Source organism: Pedobacter cryoconitis (assembly GCF_001590605.1).
Classification (GTDB): domain Bacteria; phylum Bacteroidota; class Bacteroidia; order Sphingobacteriales; family Sphingobacteriaceae; genus Pedobacter; species Pedobacter cryoconitis_A.
Genome location: NZ_CP014504.1, coordinates 857,767 through 877,105, shown reverse-complemented (window position 1 = coordinate 877,105; position 19,339 = coordinate 857,767). Strand labels below are relative to the sequence as shown.

Here is a 19,339-nt window from a genome sequence, read left to right as displayed (position 1 = left end):
TTTTTAAGAACGCTCAAAATGGAAGAAGAAAAAATAGCTATTGCAATCGTTGATGACCATACTTTATTTAGAAAAGGAATGGTTAGCCTTTTAGATGAATCAGATGAAATTAATATTCTGTTTGATGCTTCCAATGGCGTAGAAATGATCAGCATGCTTGCTCAGCATCAGCTTCCTCAAGTGATTCTAATGGATATTAATATGCCTCAAATGGATGGGTATGAAGCTACCAGGTGGCTTTCCATTAACTATCCTCAAATTAAAGTCCTCGCCTTAAGTATGTATGATGATGACAAACCCATTATTGAAATGCTCAAAAGTGGTGCCGGAGGATATCTGTTAAAAGAGTCCAGAACCTCAGATCTGATTACGGCTATCAAAACCATAGCTGCACATGGCTACTTTATGAATAACCTTGTTTCAGGAAAACTAATCAGATCTTTGCAGGAAAACAATAGTTCTTCAAAAAATCTGCTACAGGAAATTTCTGCAAATGAGCGCAAGTTTTTAGAGCATTGCTGTTCTGAATTCACTTATAAAGAAATAGCAGACAAGATGAATCTCAGCCCGCATACGATAGATAACTATCGGGAATCCCTCTTTCAGAAATTTGAGATAAAATCCCGTACAGGACTTGTTTTATTTGCACTTCGCAATGAACTGATCAAATTATAGCTGTTTGTTTACCATTTTCCTCCGGCACCACCACCACCGCTGCTTCCACCGCCCCATCCGCTACTACTGCTTGAGGATGAGGAACTGCTGCTGCTACTGCCAGAATCAGATGAACGGGAATCATCACTTTTGGTCCGTACAGCAATAATAACCGATTTGATAAATTCCTCATATCCGCAATTTTCACATATTTTAACCTCTTTGCCTTCACCTTCTTTAGTATAAGTTGCTTTTTTTAGTGTGACTAGCTTTTCTTTACTTAAAGTTTTGGCATTACAGGTTGGACAAACAGTAAAATCAGCAAAATTGCTCCCCGGATAACCAATAATTTTATGCGCTGCCTGGTCACTGCTCAACCAAATATCATAATGATTGACCTCTAATTGCTCTTCTTTTAGTTGTCCTTTAGTCAAAAAAGTTTGATCAGGAGCAGTTTGATCTCTGTCAACCCTGCTCATTTCCCTATTCTGACTATCCAGCTGTGGTTTAAAACGGCTGGCAGCTTGCGTTCTGCGGTAAGCCTCCATAAGCATCACAATTAAAATTAGCGGAGAGGCAACCAGGTAGAAAATTGAAGATCGGTTTAATGCTTTCACAGCCTGGCTAAAATTCAGGTCGTCCTGATGTATTTTTCTTAACACGCTGATCGCATTCATATACCTGGCAAGAAGTATAATAGATAAAATAAGATAAAGCACAAGAGGGATTGTACGCATATCCAAAGACTTGACCCAGCTATAACCAGTCGTAAATCCGATAATAAAACCAGCAGCTACAAGAATCATAAATAAACCTCCGCATCCGCAACCAATAGTTTTATCATAGGCATTAGTTTTGGCAGAAGCTTTATTTTTGGAAATTTCAGGAGTCTTTTTCCTGATCCCGAAAAATACAGCAGCAAATAAACCCATAACTAATATTGTATTGGCAATCGTCCATAGCCACGTATTGCGCTGGCCAGGATCTGGAGGTAGTAATTGACTGAGTTCCTTTTGATTTCCTGGCTGATTCAGATAAGCAGCAATTGTCCCTAAAGCATTGACCACGCCTTTGCTGTAATCTCCTTCTTTAAAAGCAGGAATCAAAAAATGATCTCCAATTCTTTTGAGCGCTGCATCAGGTAATAAGCCTTCCAGACCATATCCCGTAATGAAGCGATACTGTTTACGATCAACGGCAATGAATAATAAAAGTCCGTTATTTGCTTTACTTTTCCCTATTCCCCATTGTCTGAAAAGTTGTAACGCAAAATCATATTCCTCCTGACCTGCGTCAAAATCATTGACAACCACTACAGCCATTTCAACTTTTGTTCTTTGCTCCAGATCGGTAATTGTTCTATTCAGAGAATCAACACCAGCAGGACTTAAAATAAGATCAGGATTACTGACATAACCATTACCGCTGGCTTTTGGATCTGGGATCTGGGCAATTGTATATTTGTTTTGTGCATATCCAGCCTGGATAAGCAATAAAAACAGGATAAAAAACAGAATACGGTATTTTTGAATCCTAATCATTGAAGTCTGACATAATATTTCTTCCGTCAATAGTTACCTATAATTCAGGCGAATTTCCTTTATTCAAAATCATTTACAGCATATTTCGTGCTATGCTAAAGTAATTAAAAATCTATTAAGTTTTAAAGAAGTAATAAACCTTGATTATTTTCTGTTCATTTGATGTACCCTAAAAACAAAAAAGGTTAATCTGCATTACACAGATTAACCTTTTTTAATGGAATTAATTGCTGTTAATATCCAGCATTCTGAATATAATTTGGATTCGATAATTGATTATCTGGTATAGGGAATACCAGATTTCTCGGATTGTCAACTTGTTTCTCTTGCCATGGCGTTAAGAATTTACCAAAACGGATTAAATCTTGTCTTCTTACCCCTTCCCAGAAAAACTCACGTCCACGTTCATCCAGTAAATTATCCAATGTTAAGCTTCCTAAAGCACTAGCTCCTCTGACAGTCCTTAGTCCATTAACCACCGTCAAGGCCGGTCCAGCTAAGCCTGTTCTCACCTGTGCTTCAGCTTTCATAAGCAATACATCAGAATATCTGTAATACACCCAGTCATTGTCTGCTTTTCCAGTTGAACCATAGGTATAATCAATAGGATATTTGATAACACGGATACCTGCAACTTCCAGGTGGTTAGCGTCAGTTTCCACATTACTTACTTCCGGTGTAAAGATCAGGTTATTATTACGTCTGTCTTTAATTAATGCACCTTTCTCATCCACTTGCTGACCGATCAAAAAGCCCACTTTAACACCAGAAATATTTGTTACTCCAGCGTATGCACCACCAATACGTTGATCGGATGCCTCGAATTTCTTATAGAAATCAGATAAAGTTGAAAATCCATTATTACCATTTGGTTTTTGATTATAATGCAAAGGCATCGTCCACATATCTCTCACTCCACCCGCATCAGAACCACCAATGTTTTGGGATGTGAATACATTTTCCTTAGAAATCACATCATTGTTAGGCGCAAAATTATCAAAATAGTTTGTTGCCAGCTGATACTTACCAGAATTGATAATTTCATCAGCAAGTGTGATAACTTTTGCCATATCTGCAGCATCAAAAGTTGGTACCGCACGATTTAAAAATGCACCTTTATTCAGGTAACACTTCATCAACAACATTTTTCCTGCATCTTTATTTGCAAGATAATTAGCCCCATCAGGAAGCGAAGGGATAATTGCAGTCAGTTCTGCGATCAGGTAAGCAATTTCTTCCGATGCTTTTCTAACCTTCGAAGGTAAACTCACATCATCTCCAGGCTCACGGTAAGGAACCTGTCCCCAGCCATCCAGAATAGAAAACTGTGCAAATGCACGAAGAAATCTCGCTTCTGCTGCCTGTACAGGTGTTGGATTATATAACAATACATTTGTAGCCGCATAACTCACGCCGTTCAAATCTCTGAAACTACTGGAAATACGGGTATGATCTGCCTCCCAGCGATGTAAGTGTAAAGCACGCCAGGCACCATTATCATCCCAGTCACCAGCTCTTGTAGGTACAATCGCTTCATCTGAAGGAAATTCCTGCAATGCCCAAAAACCAAATGGCCCCTGAAAAGGACTACGCATAGCCTTATAACTTCCATTTAACAAATCGGCAACGTTCCCGCTATTAATTCCACCATTACCAATTTGTCCGTTTAATTTCTCATCTAATTTTGTACAGCCCGACAAGGATATTGTCAGCGCCATAAAAGCAATTATATATCTATTTTTCATTTGAATTATCATTAGTTAAAGAGAAAAGTTTACACCTAAATTGAACGTTCTGGACGTTGGATAAGGAATGTATTCTATCCCTGCCGAAGGTACTCCATTTAAGCTTTTGTCCACATTTACCTCAGGATCAAACCCAGTATATTTAGTAATTACAAATAAATTCTGTCCATTGATGAAAACATTCATTCCTTTGATTGTTTTTCCAAGATTACCGATTGAATAACCGATTGTAGCATTAGCCAATTTCACATAACTTCCATTTTCAATATATCTGGAAGATGCAGCAATTGGATTCGCCAGAGACTCCTGAATAGGAGAATTCAACAATTCAGAAGCAATATTTCTACCGATTCCAAGATTAGAAATTGGCAATACTGAATTCGCAGTATTGTTGTAAATCTTCTGACCTAATGAGCCATTGAAATTCGCACCGAATGTCAGTTTTTTATATCTCGCATTCAGATTAAAGCCAAGAATGACATTTGGATTCGGATTACCCAGATAATAAGATTTATAGCCATCTTCAGTATACTGAGATAAACCAGCAGCATTTAATCCCTTATATTCTCTGGTTACCATAGCAAACAGTGGTAAACCATCCTGAATAACCTCTAAGGTTACATCACTTAACCCCTGCCCGTTTAGTGTACCTGTTTTAATAATACCTACAACATTTTTTACTTTATTTTTAATAAAAGTAGCATTACCACCTACAGAGAAAGAGACATCTTCTTTATCAATGATATTCGCATTTAAAGTAAGCTCAATACCTTTATTCTTAATCTGTCCCGGTAAGTTAATCCAGGTTACCGTTACGCCTGGATTTGCTGGCTGCAATGGAATTTGCGGGAATAAAAGATCGGTTGTTGTTTTATCGAAGTAATCCACCGATCCAGTAATCTTATTGTTAAAAAGACCAAAATCAACACCAATATTCATCTGTTTATCAGATTGCCATTTTAATTTTTTATTCTCATTGTTTACCCCTACCAGCGATTGGCTTGTTCCTGAATAAACGATATCATAACGTTGTTGAGCAGATCCTGATGGGAATTCCTGATTACCTGTTTTTCCATATCCAGCTCTCAGTTTTAACTGATTTAACCACGCAACATCTTTCATGAAATTCTCGTTTTTGATATTCCATGCTACAGCAAATGAAGGGAAGTAGCCATAACGGTTATCAGAACCGAATTTAGTGGAACCATCTGCCCTGAAAGTTGCAGTTAACAAATATTTATTATCATAATTAAAAATCGCTCTTGCAAAATAAGATTGCAATTGATAAGTCGGATCATAATAAGAATTTGCCGTGCGGTTTACTGGTGCAACAGCATGAAAGATATCTGTATAATCAACATCTACGTCTCCAAATCCTTTCGCAGTCATATTCTGACCTTTATTGATATAATTGGTAAACTCATAACCAACTATCGCATTCAGATTAAGCTTATTTGCAATTTCTTTATTAAAATTCAGTGTATTGGTAAATTGCTGTGTAATCAATTCAGTATTGGAATAACTAGCTACTCCACCAGTAAATGGCAGATTTGGTTTTACCCCTTCCAGATTTAAGAAACTGCGGGTAGAAGCTCTTCTGATACCAGTACTATAATTTATACTTGCCAGCATCCTGAACTCTAACCAAGGCGTAATTTTATAATAAGGTGATACACTTCCTAAAACCGTCGTTACTTTTGACTTATCATTTGAAGCCGCCAGCATGGCCATTGGATTAATCGTAGTTGATTGTTGATCAATAAATATAGATCCATCCGGATTATACATCGAACGGGTAGGATTCCAGGATAAAGCTTGTCCGATTAAACTACCTGTAAAACCTGCATCTGTAGATATTGGAGGAAGATTTTCAATATATTGATTACTAATCATATTGACATCCAATCCTAATTTCTTACTTTCCAGAAACTTGAAGTTCCCGTTAAACGCTCCACTATATTTTTTGAAATCACTTTTTCTGATAATACCTTGTTGATTTTGATAACCTAGAGAAGCACGGAAAACATTTCCGTCATTACCACCACTAATTGCAACCGAATAGTTTTGGTTATAACCAGTACGGGTAATTGCTTTCATTGCATCCACGTTATCGCCATAATCCAGACCAGTTAAGCCATACTTACTTAAAGCATTACGAAATTCACCACCGTCCAATGTCTTAAGGCTTCTTGCCAATGTACTTACCCCAGCAGATGCACTTACATCAATTTTTGTTTCGCCACTTTTACCTCTCTTAGTCGTAATTAAAACCACACCATAAGCAGCCCTCGAACCATAAATCGCAGTAGCAGATGCATCTTTCAAAATTTCCATCGACTCAATGTCAGCAGGATTAATAAAATTCAGTGGATTTCCGGCTGATGAAGTACCAGAAGCAGCTAACTTATTGTCGCCGGGAGCCGTAGCTGTTCCACCATTACCAGTTGGTCTGGCAGATCTTCCATCAAGTGCCACCCCATCAACAATATATAGCGGTTGTCCAGAGCCAGTCACAGCTGTATTTCCCCTGATTCTAACTGTAGAGGCACCACCTGGCTGTCCACTATTGTTGATCATCTGAACACCTGCTACCTTACCCTGAATCAGCTGATCAGGAGCAATCAGTGGTCCTTTATTGAAATCCTTGGCAGAAACTGTAGTTGCAGCACCGGTTAAATCACTCTTCTTTACAGATCCATAACCTACAATCGTTACTGCATCCAGATCAGTACCTGAAGATAAAGTAATGTTAACCGTAGTCCGGCTATTGATAGCTATCGTTTGTGATTGAAGCCCGACATAACTGAAAGTCAGTGATTTTCCTGTTGCAGGAACATTGATCACGTACTTACCATCAGCACCTGTCATTGCCCTTACATTCGTCCCGGTAACAGAGATGGTCACACCGATTAAAGTATTCTTTTCATTATCCGACACCACACCCTTAACTACGGATTGGGCATAAGAAGAAAAGTTAAAGCTGAGTAAAGCAAGACAACAGAAAATTGTTTTTTGCAGCAGCTGAGATTTGGGTTTATCTAAAAAGATAAACCACTTTTTTTGTAGTAAAAACTCGTTCATAATTATTTGGTTTAGTTATTAGTTGATAAGAAAGGCTTTCTGTTTTTTGATGTGTTTTTTAATTAGATAATGGACAATTCGATTTCACAATATGACCAGCCTTTCTATACCGGCTAGTCAAAGCAATATATGTGTAAATAAGCTCTCAAGTTATTGATTCTGTATCAATTAAAACTAAAATCAATTTATCATTAAACAAATCACAAAACACTATTAAACAATATATTACATAAATAAAATAATAATATGTGTGCTAAAATATTTAATCTTTTCTTAATATATTTAGAAATTGTAACATTGTAGAGATGAATACTATAATGATAAAATCATAAATTATTACCAGACATAGTGTATTGAATACAGTATGACAAAAAAATTATATACCTTGTTATCAGCTTATCACTACCTACCCAAACCTATGCAAGCACACCAAAAGAGAGGCCTGCTTTTCATCTCTATTTCAATACTGATGACCAGCACTTTCGTTTCCGGATGTTCTCCTGAAAAAACACAAAATAAGACTACCCTGATTAAGGAACCCATACAGCTTATACAACAAGATAGTTTAAACTTTCTGATAACTGCATTGATAATTACAACCATATTTGCTTGTATCGCATGTCATTTACTTTACCAGAACCACATAAAAAACAAAGAATTAGAATTAAAAAACAAAGAAATCCTAAAACAACAGGAAGAGCTCATTGCCTTATCGACAGCCACACAGGCAACAGCAGAAGCAAAATTTAGTTTCTTTACACACATTTCTAATGCATTCCGGGTTCCACTTACCTTAATTCTTCTCCCGCTGGAGGAAATGCTTGACCATAGAAATTCACCGAATATCCCAAAACAACAATTGAATCTGATTCACAAAAATGTACAGCGGTTATTATTGATGGTCAATCAACTTACAGATTTCAGAAAAATAGAATACGATAAAATGAAGCTTGATTTAACCTGTCAGGATTTTATTGCTTTCTCCAGAGATATTATATCTTCATTTAAAGTACTTGCTTTAAGAAAAAACATAGAATTAAAACTATCCAGCTCTGACAAAGAAATTATGGTTTGGTTTGATAAAAATATGTTTGATAAGGTGTTGTTTAATCTATTGTCTAATGCCATTAAGTTTAGTCCTGAAAATGGGAAAATTCAACTCAGGATAAAAAATGATCCGGGTGCCCAGAACGTGGAAATCTCCGTATCAGACAAAGGCAATGGAATGACCGAAGAAGAAATTAAACATGTATTTGAACTATTTTATCAAGCAGACAAAGGCAATTTCTTTGGCTCTGGTCTTGGTCTTTCTCTCTCTAAAGAAATTACTGAATTACATCAAGGTACCATAGATATTCAGAGTAAAAAAGGATATGGAACTACATTCTATATTAAACTGCCTTTACAACAACAACACAACATTACTGAAACGCCCGTTATAAACGGTGATTTCACCATAAATACCGATCAATTAAGTCAGTATACTGTTGGTATTCTGCCAGATAACTTACCAGAGCAAATCCTTACTGAACCAGATGGTTACTTAAATGAAGAAACTTTGCTCATTATTGAAGAAAATGCAGAGCTGCTTGAATATTTAAAAAACAGTTTCAAAGAAGAATATGAAGTATTGACTGCAAGCAGTAATTCTGTAGGGCTTAAGTTAGCCTATGAAATGATTCCAGACCTGATTATAACTGATATAACTTTGAATGAGCAATCTACGCTGCAAATCACACCTGCGCTAAAAAATGATGACAGAACATCTCATATACCTGTTATTATATTAACAGCAAATGGTGACGAAGCACATAAAATCAGTGAGCTTAAACAAATGGCAGATCTTTATATGACTAAACCCTTCAATTTCATCCTACTGAAAGAAAGTGTAAAAAGCCTGCTTTGGAATAGAAAATTAATCAAAAGAAAATTCGGGAACGAAAGCCCGGCAACACCACAAACAATTGCATTAAGCAAGCCGGATAAGAAGTTTATGCATGATTTCACCAATGTGATTGAACAGAATATCGCTAATGACAAATTTAATGTAGACGACATTGCCAGCGCCCTGGGAATTTCAAGGATTCAACTATACAGGAAAACAAGAGTACTCCTGGATTGCACAATTAACGATTATATATTAAACCGGAGGCTCAAAAAAGCTAAATATCTTTTGATCAATGAAGACCTCTCTATTTCCGAAATCACCTATCAGGTTGGATTTTCTTCCCCTACTTATTTTTCTACAGTCTTCAAATCAAAATACAATTGCACACCTTCATCCTATAAAAAGCAAATAGGTGTGGATACCTAAACAGGTTTGCCGAAAACAAAAAACAAGCGAAATTTACCAAGCAACAACTTCGTGATAAAACAGCTAATCAGCATTAATTTCTTATATTGATCCATCAAAAATAAACCTTTAAAGAAAACTAAATCGTTATCATATGTATCTACAGAAAGTAATTATTACCTCAGCACTGATCGCCGGAATAGGGCTGGCAACAGCAAATGCCCAGGCTAAACATGAGGATACAGAATTTTACACACCCGTACCAAAGAAAGTAACTCCGGGGAAAACAATCAATGCAGCCCCCTCGGATGCTGTAGTTTTATTTGACGGCAAAAACCTTGATTCCTGGGTGATGACCGATGACCGGACACAACCTGCACAATGGACAGTTGCCAATGGCCAGCTAACCGTTAATAAAAAAACCGGTAATATTGAGACCAAACAATCTTTCGGAAATTACCAGTTGCACATAGAGTGGCAAGTACCAAAAAATATAACAGGAACAGGACAACTTCGCGGCAACAGTGGTCTTTTTCTGGCATCTATGGGTAAAGGCGATTTAGGATATGAGCTTCAGATTCTGGATTCGTACGACAATAACACTTATACCAATGGTATGGCAGGAAGTATTTATAAACAGACCACTCCACTGGTTAACCCTTCTCTAAAACCAGGAGAATGGCAAACTTATGATGTAATTTGGACTGCACCGACCTTTAAAGCAGACAGTACAGTAAATACACCAGCAAAAGTAACTGTATTATACAATGGCGTATTAGTTCAGAATAACTTTGAATTGAAAGGACCAACTCAATATGTTGGGGAGGCATCTTATAAAAAAGCACACGGTCCGCTACCTGTTAAACTACAGGCCCATGGCGACAAAAGTGAACCAGTAAGCTACCGTAATATCTGGATCAGAGAGCTTTAAATCGATTCATTAACAAAAAATCCGCTTTCAATTTAATGGAAGCGGATTTTTAAATTTCTTAAACTTTCTTAGGAGGAAGATCAAATGCAATAGCCTCGTGCTCAAAATGGCCATTGTGTGCACCATCACAGAAAGGTTTATTTTTTGATAGTCCACAACGGCAAATTGAAAGTACTTCTCTGCCCTGCAGCCCATACACATTTCCACTTCTGTCAACGATTTCAAAATCGCCTTCGATCTTTACAGACCCATTGTTATTGATTGTAAGTTTTGTCTTCGACATCTATTTGTTTGTTTGCAACAAAAATAGAAGTCTGAATGGAAAGCCGGAAATCTCATTTCTATTTAGAAACATTATCCAATAAAAAAGGAGCCTCTGTTTGAAACTCCCTTTCTCCGCACTGATTAGCGAGAACCTATATTTAGATTTTAAACAGCGATAGTTACAAAATCAAAAGTCTTGGATTGATTTTCTTTTGCATACTTGACGGCAAAGATCTCTTAATATCACTGGTGTTTTTAAAGGAAACTGGTGAAATATGTCCTTGATTTTGCAATTGATCTCCAATAAAAAGACCTCCCTCGTTAATTTTGCCGCTAGTACTTTGAATTTTAATTTGATCTTTCATAATAATGGTGATTTGTCAACTAATGAACAACGGTTGTGCCATAAAGTTTACCTAAAAAAATAAATTTTACACTAAATCGTTTATATGACAAAAAAGAGTCAAACTTATTTTTACAATCACTCTTTTTAAAGATTTTGTTTAATTTTATAACATCATGGACCAGGAGAAAAAGGACTCAAAAAAGGACATCTTCCTCAAGTGGATTGGCAGAGTTGGCATATGGGGATTCCTATTCTTTCTGGTGAAAGGGATGATCTGGCTAGCTGTTGGCTATTGGGTCGTCAAATAAAATCTTAAACATTTTCATCACTTAACCGTTAAAGGATAAAAACGCGATGAAAAACCAAATCCCAAAGCAACAAGAAGGCAGTCAACTAGATACCACTGCAAAAACTGAATTTCTTACTCCAGAAGAAGCTAAAGCATTCTATCAGATTGCAAAAAACAGATTATTAAATGTGTCTTGCTGGGCAGAAATCTGTAAAGTCCCCTTATCCACTTTTACTTTAACAGATGAAAATGGCAATGAAGTAATCAGAGAAGCCGAAGAAGGTGATTATCTGAAAATTGATATTCCCGGACCAGCGACGCGTACCGGAGATGGCTTTGACTGGGTGCGCATCGAAAAAATCGAAGAAGAAATTACAACCCCATCTTCAGTAATCACTTTACAGGCAAGACCAGCAGCTAACCCCACACAGCAAAATCCAGAAATTGCACATTTTTTCAGCCAGCAGGCAACGTCAACTTTCCAGGTCAAACAATCAGGCACAACCGTATCTGCAGAAGAGCATGGTAGAAATGAGGTGCCCAATACAGACACCTCAAACCTAACCGATAACATAAGAAATACCCTTGTTGGCTGGACTGCAAAAATTGGTCTCTCCTATCCACAATGGAAAAGCCTGGTCAAAGGTATTGTAGAAACTACCGCTACTAAATAATTATTGAGGCTGGGAAATTTCTTTTTTTATTCTTTCCAGAATTGCTTTCGTTTCTTCAAAGCTTGTATGGTGATAAGCATGCATACCCAGGCTTTTTGCTGTTTCCACCTGAAATATTCTGTCATCAAAATAATAACACTGTTCAGGTCTGGCCTGTGCGATCCCTAAAGCCAGTAAAAAGATATTTGGATCTGGCTTACGCATCTTCACATCACAGGAAGAAACAAAAGCATCAAAACACTCATGCAATTTAAATTTCTTCACTCGGTAAGTATTCAACTCCTTACCTTCATTATTAATAGAAATGACCCGGAACCCGCAATCTCTTTTCCACTCCTTCATCCACTGCAATAAACCAGGAAGTTCTTTGGATCTTGAATACACAAACTCTTTAAAATCTTCCCGGGTAAAATCCCTTGGATGATTAAAAATAACGGTATCCAAATATTCATCAAGTGTAATATTTCCGATTTCAAATACATTGAAAATATAATTATGCAATGTATTTAGCTCATCATAATTAAGTCCGAATCTTTCCGCAGCTAATTTGCGGGAATCATGTCCCCAGCCATTGGTTAGCAATACGCCACCAATATCAAAAAAAAGTATCTTAGGTTCTGAAGTTTCCATAAGGTAAGTTTAACAAGTTATTTTACTCAGGTAAACTTAGCTAATTGCCTACAAAAACCATGTATATTTATTTTACACCTCAGGTCATTTTTATGCCAGGTGCTACAATACTGCAATCAGAGCCTTACGCATAAAAAAACAGGCTATCTTTTGACGATATCCTGTTTTTTTATCTAAAATGAAAATGCCTAATTGAAGATATACCTCACTCCGATCTGTGCCTGCCAGCGTGAAATCTGATCCGTATTTACTTTCTTTGAATTCGTTACTGGAATTAGATTATCCTTATCCAGATATGGGAACGAATAATTTGCCTTGCCTGTAACCGGATCAGTACCCTGGTATTTAAGAACAGCTACCGAGCCTGTATTAAATCCATTGAATGAATTCTCATATAAACCCCAGTTACGGTTTAAGAAATTACCCAAATTGATCATATTAAACTCAACTCTGATTGTATTTTTCTGACTTCTTGATTTCCCGGACTTCACAAAGAAATCCTGAGTAATATTTAAATCTGCACGTTGAAAATAAGGTAAGATTACCCCATTTCTTTTCGTATACTCTCCCCTGTGCTGGCTTAAATACTTGTCCTGACTAATAAATGAATTTAACTGATTCCAGATTTGATCAGTTGTCCTGGTATCTCCGGCAAAATCAGCAACCAGATTAATATCACCTTTATTTTTAGGAACAAACATCAAATCATTTGCTGCGCCATCATTATTTGGATCACCACTGGTGATATAAGAAACCGCACCATTATTAGCAGCCTCAAAGAATAAACCAATTGAAGTTGCATAATTCTTATGGTATTCCTTTCTGTAAGCCAGTGAAGCAATAAAGCGGCTTGGCATTACATAAGTACTGTTCGATAAACTCTGGTCATTAGGATTACCAGTTGTTGGCCTGCCCGCCCAGATAATGCTAGCCGTAGATCCGCCATCATTCACATCTTTAGAACCTGTATGTGTATAAGCGATGTTCGCATAAAACCCATTCAGGAAGCTTTTCTGTAACTGTGCAGTTACGAAGTAAGAATAACCTTTATTCGTATTGGTCAGGTAATATAAACCTGAAATATTTGGATTAGCGGCACTAACAGGCGCACCATTGTTAGATGTTCTGTTGTTAGAAGTATAGCGGATCTGACCTTCAACACCAGGTAAAGTAGTATAACTATCAGGAAGAACCAGATTCTGATGATAAATAGCATTAATATCTTTCGTAAAAGATCCCTCTAAAGTACCAATAATACCAAATGGCAATTGCTGATCTACCGCAAGATTAGTTCTCCAGATTTTTGGATATTTCAAATTAGGATCTGTAACATCCAGCTCATAGGAAGTATTCGCTGCAACTGCCCCCGAAGGACGATTACCATTCACATCAGGATTATAAATCAACCGTGGATCATTAGGTGTTTTAGTTCCATTAACCGTACCGGAGCTAAATAATGTCCCTGTATTTGAAGCCTGGTTAGAAATCCATACAAATGGAGTTAAACCAGCAAATAATCCGGTACCCCCACGAACCTGAGTCGTATGATCACCATTTACATCCCAGTTAAAACCTACACGTGGAGACAACTGAATTCTGCTTTTAGGCAATTTAGAAACATCAACCTGTATACCCTGCTGAAAAGTTAATGCTGCAGCATTTGGATTTGGATCAAGCTTGGTCGGGTAATAATTATAATCAGCTCTTAAACCATAAGTCAGTACAAAATTATCCCTTACACGGAACTTATCCTGTGCATATAAACTAAAATTATAGGATTTAATACGAACCAATGGCAAATCACCACCATTTGCAGCATTACGGTAATTATAAGACGCAGCTGGAAGGTTATTGATAAAATCGGAAGCAGAGTTATAGGTATATAAACCATTATAATTAGGTGCAAAACCATTCACAAAACTTTGAGACTGGTTACTCGTACCTAATGTAATCTCATGCTTACCCGCAAAAATGGTTAAGTCATCTGAAAGCTGACCAATATTTGAACTCAACAAGTTACCAGCAGTGTATAACTCATAGCCAAAGCTTGTTAAAACCCCACTCGGGGCAGTAATAATTTTTCCTGTAGCATCAGTAACCCCATTATCAATATCAACCATTGGTACATTTTTGGAAGATAACGGGTCTCGGAAATCGCGTAAAGCAGAATATCCAACAGTTAATTTGTTAGAAATAGTATTACTGATCTTACTATTCAGTTCCAGCATTCCTATATTAAAATTATTATTTATTGTATATCCCGCGCCAAAGAATGGCAGAGAACCAGGACCAGCACCACGTGTTGACCCAGCGCCAACTTTATCATTTATAATTCCTCCTGAACTATTTGGAGGCTGATTTTTGGATGATTTAAGATAAAAATACTTTGCGCTCAAAGTATTATTCTTATCAATATTCCAATCCAGCTTCACCGTAATCTTATCACTCTGTGTCTTATAACTGTAGTTCTCATAAGCTCCCGGATCGTAACCATATCTTGATTTTAGGGTATTAGAAATATCATCCAAAACTGATGCACTCACCTTTGAAACTGTTCCACCACTTAAACCAGGTCTTGAGGCAACGAATGTATTACCCGGGTTACTGATTCTTTCCTGCTCACCAGAAACAAAAAAGAACAGTTTGTTTTTAATAATTGGCCCGCCAATACTTAAGCCCCTGGTATTGTAATCAAAAGGAACTTTAGTGACTTCAGAAGTACCCGCCTTATACCCAGTTAAACCAGTACCACGACCATAATAATAAACAGAACCTTTAATATCATTTGTACCAGATTTGATAACTGTATTTACACCAGCACCAGTAAAAAAACCCTGGCGCACATCATAAGGAGCAAGATCAACCTGTATCTGATCAATTGCATCCAAAGAAATCGGCTGCGAATTTGCCTGTCCTCCCAGCGTACCAGAAAGACCAAAAGAATTGTTAAACAGCGCACCGTCAACCGTGATATTGTTAAAAGTACTGCTTCTTCCCCCAAAACTCATTGCACTTGTGCTACTTGCAGAAGGAGTCAACTTAGTAAAATCCGCTAAAGACCGGTTAATGGTTGGTAAAGCATCAATCTGTGCACGGGTAATTGTTTCCCTTGCGCCAGTGCGTGAAGAATTCATTACTTTACCTTGTGTACCTACTACTTTTACCTCTTTCAGGTCAGTGGAACTATCATCCATTTTAACATTAATAGCCTGATCCTGTCCAATTGAAAGCGTTAAATTATTCTGAACATATTGTTTAAAACCAATATAAGATATTTTCAATGTGTATGGCCCGCCAATCTTAACATTGATCAGATTATAGCGTCCATTACTACGGGTTTCAACCGCATAAACTGTCCCGGTAGGTACATGTGTTAAGACTACAGTTGCGCCCGGTATCGGCGCTTTGCCATCCGTTACCACTCCATTGATGGAAGCAGTTGTTACCCCCTGAGCAAAAGCAGAATTTCCAGCCCACACCAAGGTCAGCAGCATTAATAATAAGCGTAAAGTTTTTTTCATATAGATGTTTTGTTTGGATTAAAACCTGCACAAGGCTATGCTGAATTAGAGATAAATCTAAGCCAATGCAAATTCTTTTTAGGTTAAATGTTTTAGCTTTCTGAATTAAAAGCAGCACGAAGGTAAATGTCGTGTATTAAGTCAATGTTAACAATATGTTAAGTACTTAAAATTATGCTTTCTTTAATTTTGACTCTAAAAATCATCTCCAAATTAAAACAAAATCATGTTAACTATTAATTTGTTTGAAGAAAAATAAACCAAAAAGACATGCTGTTTTAATTCATTAAACACGCTCCAAACGATCACCATAAAATACACCGGAATGATTACGCAAAAAAAAATCTCCGGAGCAGATACCGGAGATTTTCAAATCTTTTAAACAATTAGTTTTTATGTTTTTTATCTACATTAGGTAAATCATCACCCTTAGGACCTCTATTTTTCAACTTAACCAATGAATCCAATTTAAGAGCCGTTCGATTATGCTCTTGTAATACTGGCAGCATTTTCAAGGCAAAAGATTTTAATTCAGGATTATCAAATCTGCTTGCACCATTAAATAAATCAATAGTTTTTGCGTGATCATTAACCATCATATCCATATAATTCTGATCATATTCATTTCCCATCATTTGCTTCATCCCAGCCAGATGACTCTGTTCTGCCGAAGGTAATGCGTCAGGCAATTTGATTCCCATGCCCGAAGCTAAGGTCTGAAGTTCATTATTCGCCTGCGTATGATCTTTGATCATTCGTTTAGCGAAGTCCTTTACCTGATCAATTTTCGTTTTTTGCAGGGTCAGATTCCCAATTTCAACCTCCATCAATCCACCTACTGCCGCCTTCTCTATAAATAAAGATTCTTCCGGCTTTAGTTTTGCTGCTTTGTTTTTATGTCCACCAGCGGCAGATTCACTTAAAACTGTATCAGCGGATATTGTTGATGTACCTTGATCTTCAGTTTTAGCAGATTGGTTACAAGCCTGCAGCATAATTGCTGTACAAGCAGTTAAGATAATCGTCTTTTTATAATTCATCCCGTTAGTTTTTATTTCAACCATTAAACTGCAATAACAAGCGCTATATGAAATGGTTTTTACTAAATAAAAAGACTATTTGGTCATTAAACCTGAAATAATATTAATACTCAAAGCAACAATTACGGTATTGAATGCAAAAGAGACTAAACTATGCATCAGCGCCAGACGGCGGATTCTTCTGGAACTGATTTCAACATCAGAAACCTGGAAAGTCATCCCAATTACAAATGAGAAATAAGTAAAATCAAGATAATCTGGAGTCTTCTCCTCAGGAAATTCCAATCCTTCTTTATACTTAGAGGGATCTTCTTCTTTTATTACAGTATCAGATTTTTTTGCAGCATTCCCATCTTTAACAGCTTTAGTCAGATTTTTACCCTTAAATTCGTAATAAAGATGCGCATATCTGAATACAAATATAGTATGCACTAATGCCCATGCACACATTACCGCCGCTATTGATAATAAAATATGTAAAGTAAGCGCAGATCCTGTAAGATGCTGGGTTGATTTTAATAGAAGCACTACTACAAAAAGGCTCATTAATGCAGCTACCAATACAAACATAAAAATAAGGGTGCGGTTATTATCCTGTACCTTTGAAATCTTCTTCATTTCAAGAGGATGTACGGTAAAAATCGTTGCCCATGAAAGTCCTAACTGCGTTAAAGCATAACCAATCCAGACCAATATAAACTGTGTTGAGGCTGACATCTTCCCATAGCACAAAACAAAAACGACCAATGCTACAATTAACGATAGGTACAATTTATGGTGAGCATCCAGCCGGGCTATATTCATGAAGATGATAAATGATTTGAATTGACTACACAATTGTAATCAAATTAAAAATAAAAGCAGCAAGGATATTGCTGCTTTTATTTGATAACACATGAAGACGCTTTAAAATCTGAGCAAATAATTTTTAATTAACTTTTCGCATAAAACTATCGCTATGCATCTTTAAACTTTTTTTAAGCAGCTGTCTCGCGATATGAATTCTTGTTTTAACTGTACCAATTGGAATTTCCAGCTGTTCAGCAATTTCATGATATTTGAAACCTTCAAAATACTTAAGGAATGGAATATAATATTCCGGCTGTAATTTAGAAAGTGCTTTATAAATGTCTTCCATAACAAACTTTCCATCACTATCGTTTACCGAAGCACTAAAGTGTAATTTATCCGAAGTGATCTCATCTGTCACAGTCATGATAGAATTTGTTTTCGTTGCTCTGCGGTAATTATTAATGAACGTATTTTTCATTATAGTATATAACCAGGCTTTAAAATTTGTTCCCTCCTTAAAATGGTTAGAATAATTAATAGCTTTTAACATTGTATCCTGGACCAAATCATTCGCATCTTCCATATCCCTGGTGAAAGAAATAGCAAATGATTGTAAAGAATCCTTGTAACTGTAAAGTCGAAAATTAAAGTCGTTGCTACTCATAGTGTTTATGTTTTTCAGATTATATATAAACACAAATACAAAGTGCATACCAATTTCTGGCACTTTAGCCTGACAGTTGGCTGACATGAGCAAAATATCAAGTTATTTTCCAATAAAAGCACTTATATATGTAATTTTATTTCTTCCAAAACACAGATGTCCCAAAAACCATACACATTTGTATAGACAATTCGAACAATAATTAGACAAATGGATTAACAACAATTCAATATCAATATATAGATACAATTATTAATTTAAACGATTTCCAAACATTCAATACAGAACCTGTAACAATTAAATTTTTAGGAAGAAAAAGCTGGAGCTAAAAGAAAGCAGGATAAATGGGAAATGCTATAAATAACTAAAGGGGAACCTAGATTCCCCTTTAGTATATCAAACACACCAATTTGAGGGCTTAGTTTAAAAGTACAAAGTCAAACCTTTATTAAACTGAGCTTAAGTATAAAGCTAAGGAAGAGTTTTCGATCTTAAAATATTTTTACGTCAACAAGTCATTGACCTACGCAAACAACAACATGAGGTGGTTTCCAATCCACATCTGATTTGTTTTAGCAGCAAAATCACTAGTTTGATATCCCTGTAAACTAAGATACTCCAGGTCATCCAACCTGGAGTATCAACAAAACAAAACTTAGATCTAATTAAAATCAAGTACCCTACGCAATCCTTAAGATTACAATTGACGTCATGGGCGGATTCGAACCGCCGTTAAGGGTTTTGCAGACCCACACCTCACCACTCGGCCACATGACTATTTTGTCAGAGAGAAACAACACAAATTTTCTTTTTTGCTCTTTGTAAATCCTTACAATTCTCTCTTACTGACAGCAAATATAATAATGTCTACTTA

14 protein-coding genes and 1 tRNA gene are annotated in these 19,339 nt (G+C 36.6%); 4 read left to right on the top strand and 11 right to left on the bottom strand.

What is annotated here, in order from left to right; genetic code table 11:
• Nucleotides 1-18 precede the first annotated feature (18 nt).
• Nucleotides 19-675, top strand: a complete 657-nt coding sequence (locus tag AY601_RS03705) for a response regulator transcription factor (protein ID WP_068396607.1) — start codon at nucleotides 19-21, stop codon at nucleotides 673-675.
• 8 nt (nucleotides 676-683) lie between these two features.
• Here the strand turns inward: AY601_RS03705 and AY601_RS03700 are convergent, their stop codons facing one another.
• From AY601_RS03700 to AY601_RS03690, 3 genes are all read right to left on the bottom strand, one after another.
• Nucleotides 684-2,195, bottom strand: coding sequence for a TPM domain-containing protein (locus tag AY601_RS03700; RefSeq protein ID WP_068396604.1), 1,512 nt, complete (start codon nucleotides 2,193-2,195; stop codon nucleotides 684-686).
• 233 nt (nucleotides 2,196-2,428) lie between these two features.
• Nucleotides 2,429-3,913 carry a RagB/SusD family nutrient uptake outer membrane protein gene (locus tag AY601_RS03695; protein ID WP_232324690.1) on the bottom strand — a complete coding sequence of 495 codons (1,485 nt, stop codon included), beginning with the start codon at nucleotides 3,911-3,913 and terminating at the stop codon, nucleotides 2,429-2,431.
• A gap of 42 nt (nucleotides 3,914-3,955) precedes the next feature.
• Nucleotides 3,956-7,021: a SusC/RagA family TonB-linked outer membrane protein gene (locus tag AY601_RS03690; RefSeq protein ID WP_084359071.1), complete on the bottom strand. Its 3,066-nt coding sequence runs from the start codon at nucleotides 7,019-7,021 to the stop codon at nucleotides 3,956-3,958.
• Nucleotides 7,022-7,439: 418 nt separating this feature from the next.
• Here AY601_RS03690 and AY601_RS03685 point away from each other — a divergent pair, with 418 nt between their 5' ends.
• Complete coding sequence (locus tag AY601_RS03685) at nucleotides 7,440-9,335, top strand: ATP-binding protein (RefSeq protein ID WP_198163606.1); 1,896 nt, start codon at nucleotides 7,440-7,442, stop codon at nucleotides 9,333-9,335.
• A gap of 133 nt (nucleotides 9,336-9,468) precedes the next feature.
• On the top strand, nucleotides 9,469-10,245 hold the full coding sequence (locus AY601_RS03680) for a 3-keto-disaccharide hydrolase (protein ID WP_068396596.1): 777 nt from the start codon (nucleotides 9,469-9,471) through the stop codon (nucleotides 10,243-10,245).
• Nucleotides 10,246-10,303: 58 nt separating this feature from the next.
• Here AY601_RS03680 and AY601_RS03675 read toward each other — a convergent pair whose 3' ends face one another.
• Together AY601_RS03675 and AY601_RS03670 are read right to left on the bottom strand one after the other, a co-directional pair.
• Complete coding sequence (locus AY601_RS03675; protein WP_068396593.1) at nucleotides 10,304-10,528, bottom strand: CDGSH iron-sulfur domain-containing protein; 225 nt, start codon at nucleotides 10,526-10,528, stop codon at nucleotides 10,304-10,306.
• A gap of 160 nt (nucleotides 10,529-10,688) precedes the next feature.
• Nucleotides 10,689-10,874: a hypothetical protein gene (locus AY601_RS03670; RefSeq protein WP_068396590.1), complete on the bottom strand. Its 186-nt coding sequence runs from the start codon at nucleotides 10,872-10,874 to the stop codon at nucleotides 10,689-10,691.
• 335 nt (nucleotides 10,875-11,209) lie between these two features.
• On the opposite strand from AY601_RS03670, the gene AY601_RS03660 reads away from it, so the two are divergent.
• Nucleotides 11,210-11,818, top strand: a complete 609-nt coding sequence (locus AY601_RS03660; RefSeq protein ID WP_068396584.1) for a hypothetical protein — start codon at nucleotides 11,210-11,212, stop codon at nucleotides 11,816-11,818.
• Here AY601_RS03660 and AY601_RS03655 read toward each other — a convergent pair whose 3' ends face one another.
• The 6 genes from AY601_RS03655 to AY601_RS03630 all read right to left on the bottom strand — a co-directional run bounded on the left by AY601_RS03655 (nucleotide 11,819) and on the right by AY601_RS03630 (nucleotide 19,242).
• Complete coding sequence (locus tag AY601_RS03655; protein ID WP_068396581.1) at nucleotides 11,819-12,448, bottom strand: HAD family hydrolase; 630 nt, start codon at nucleotides 12,446-12,448, stop codon at nucleotides 11,819-11,821. It lies immediately after the preceding gene.
• A 188-nt stretch (nucleotides 12,449-12,636) separates the two neighbouring features.
• On the bottom strand, nucleotides 12,637-15,969 hold the full coding sequence (locus AY601_RS03650) for a TonB-dependent receptor (RefSeq protein ID WP_068396578.1): 3,333 nt from the start codon (nucleotides 15,967-15,969) through the stop codon (nucleotides 12,637-12,639).
• A gap of 386 nt (nucleotides 15,970-16,355) precedes the next feature.
• Entirely contained in the window at nucleotides 16,356-17,009 is a 654-nt protein-coding gene (locus AY601_RS03645; protein WP_198163605.1) for a DUF4142 domain-containing protein, read from the bottom strand.
• A 75-nt stretch (nucleotides 17,010-17,084) separates the two neighbouring features.
• Nucleotides 17,085-17,813 (bottom strand): DUF1345 domain-containing protein, encoded by a 729-nt coding sequence (locus AY601_RS03640; protein ID WP_084359069.1) that lies wholly within the window; start codon nucleotides 17,811-17,813, stop codon nucleotides 17,085-17,087.
• Nucleotides 17,814-17,937: 124 nt separating this feature from the next.
• On the bottom strand, nucleotides 17,938-18,465 hold the full coding sequence (locus tag AY601_RS03635; protein WP_068407114.1) for an RNA polymerase sigma factor: 528 nt from the start codon (nucleotides 18,463-18,465) through the stop codon (nucleotides 17,938-17,940).
• A gap of 706 nt (nucleotides 18,466-19,171) precedes the next feature.
• A tRNA-Cys gene (locus AY601_RS03630) sits at nucleotides 19,172-19,242 on the bottom strand.
• Nucleotides 19,243-19,339 lie beyond the last annotated feature (97 nt).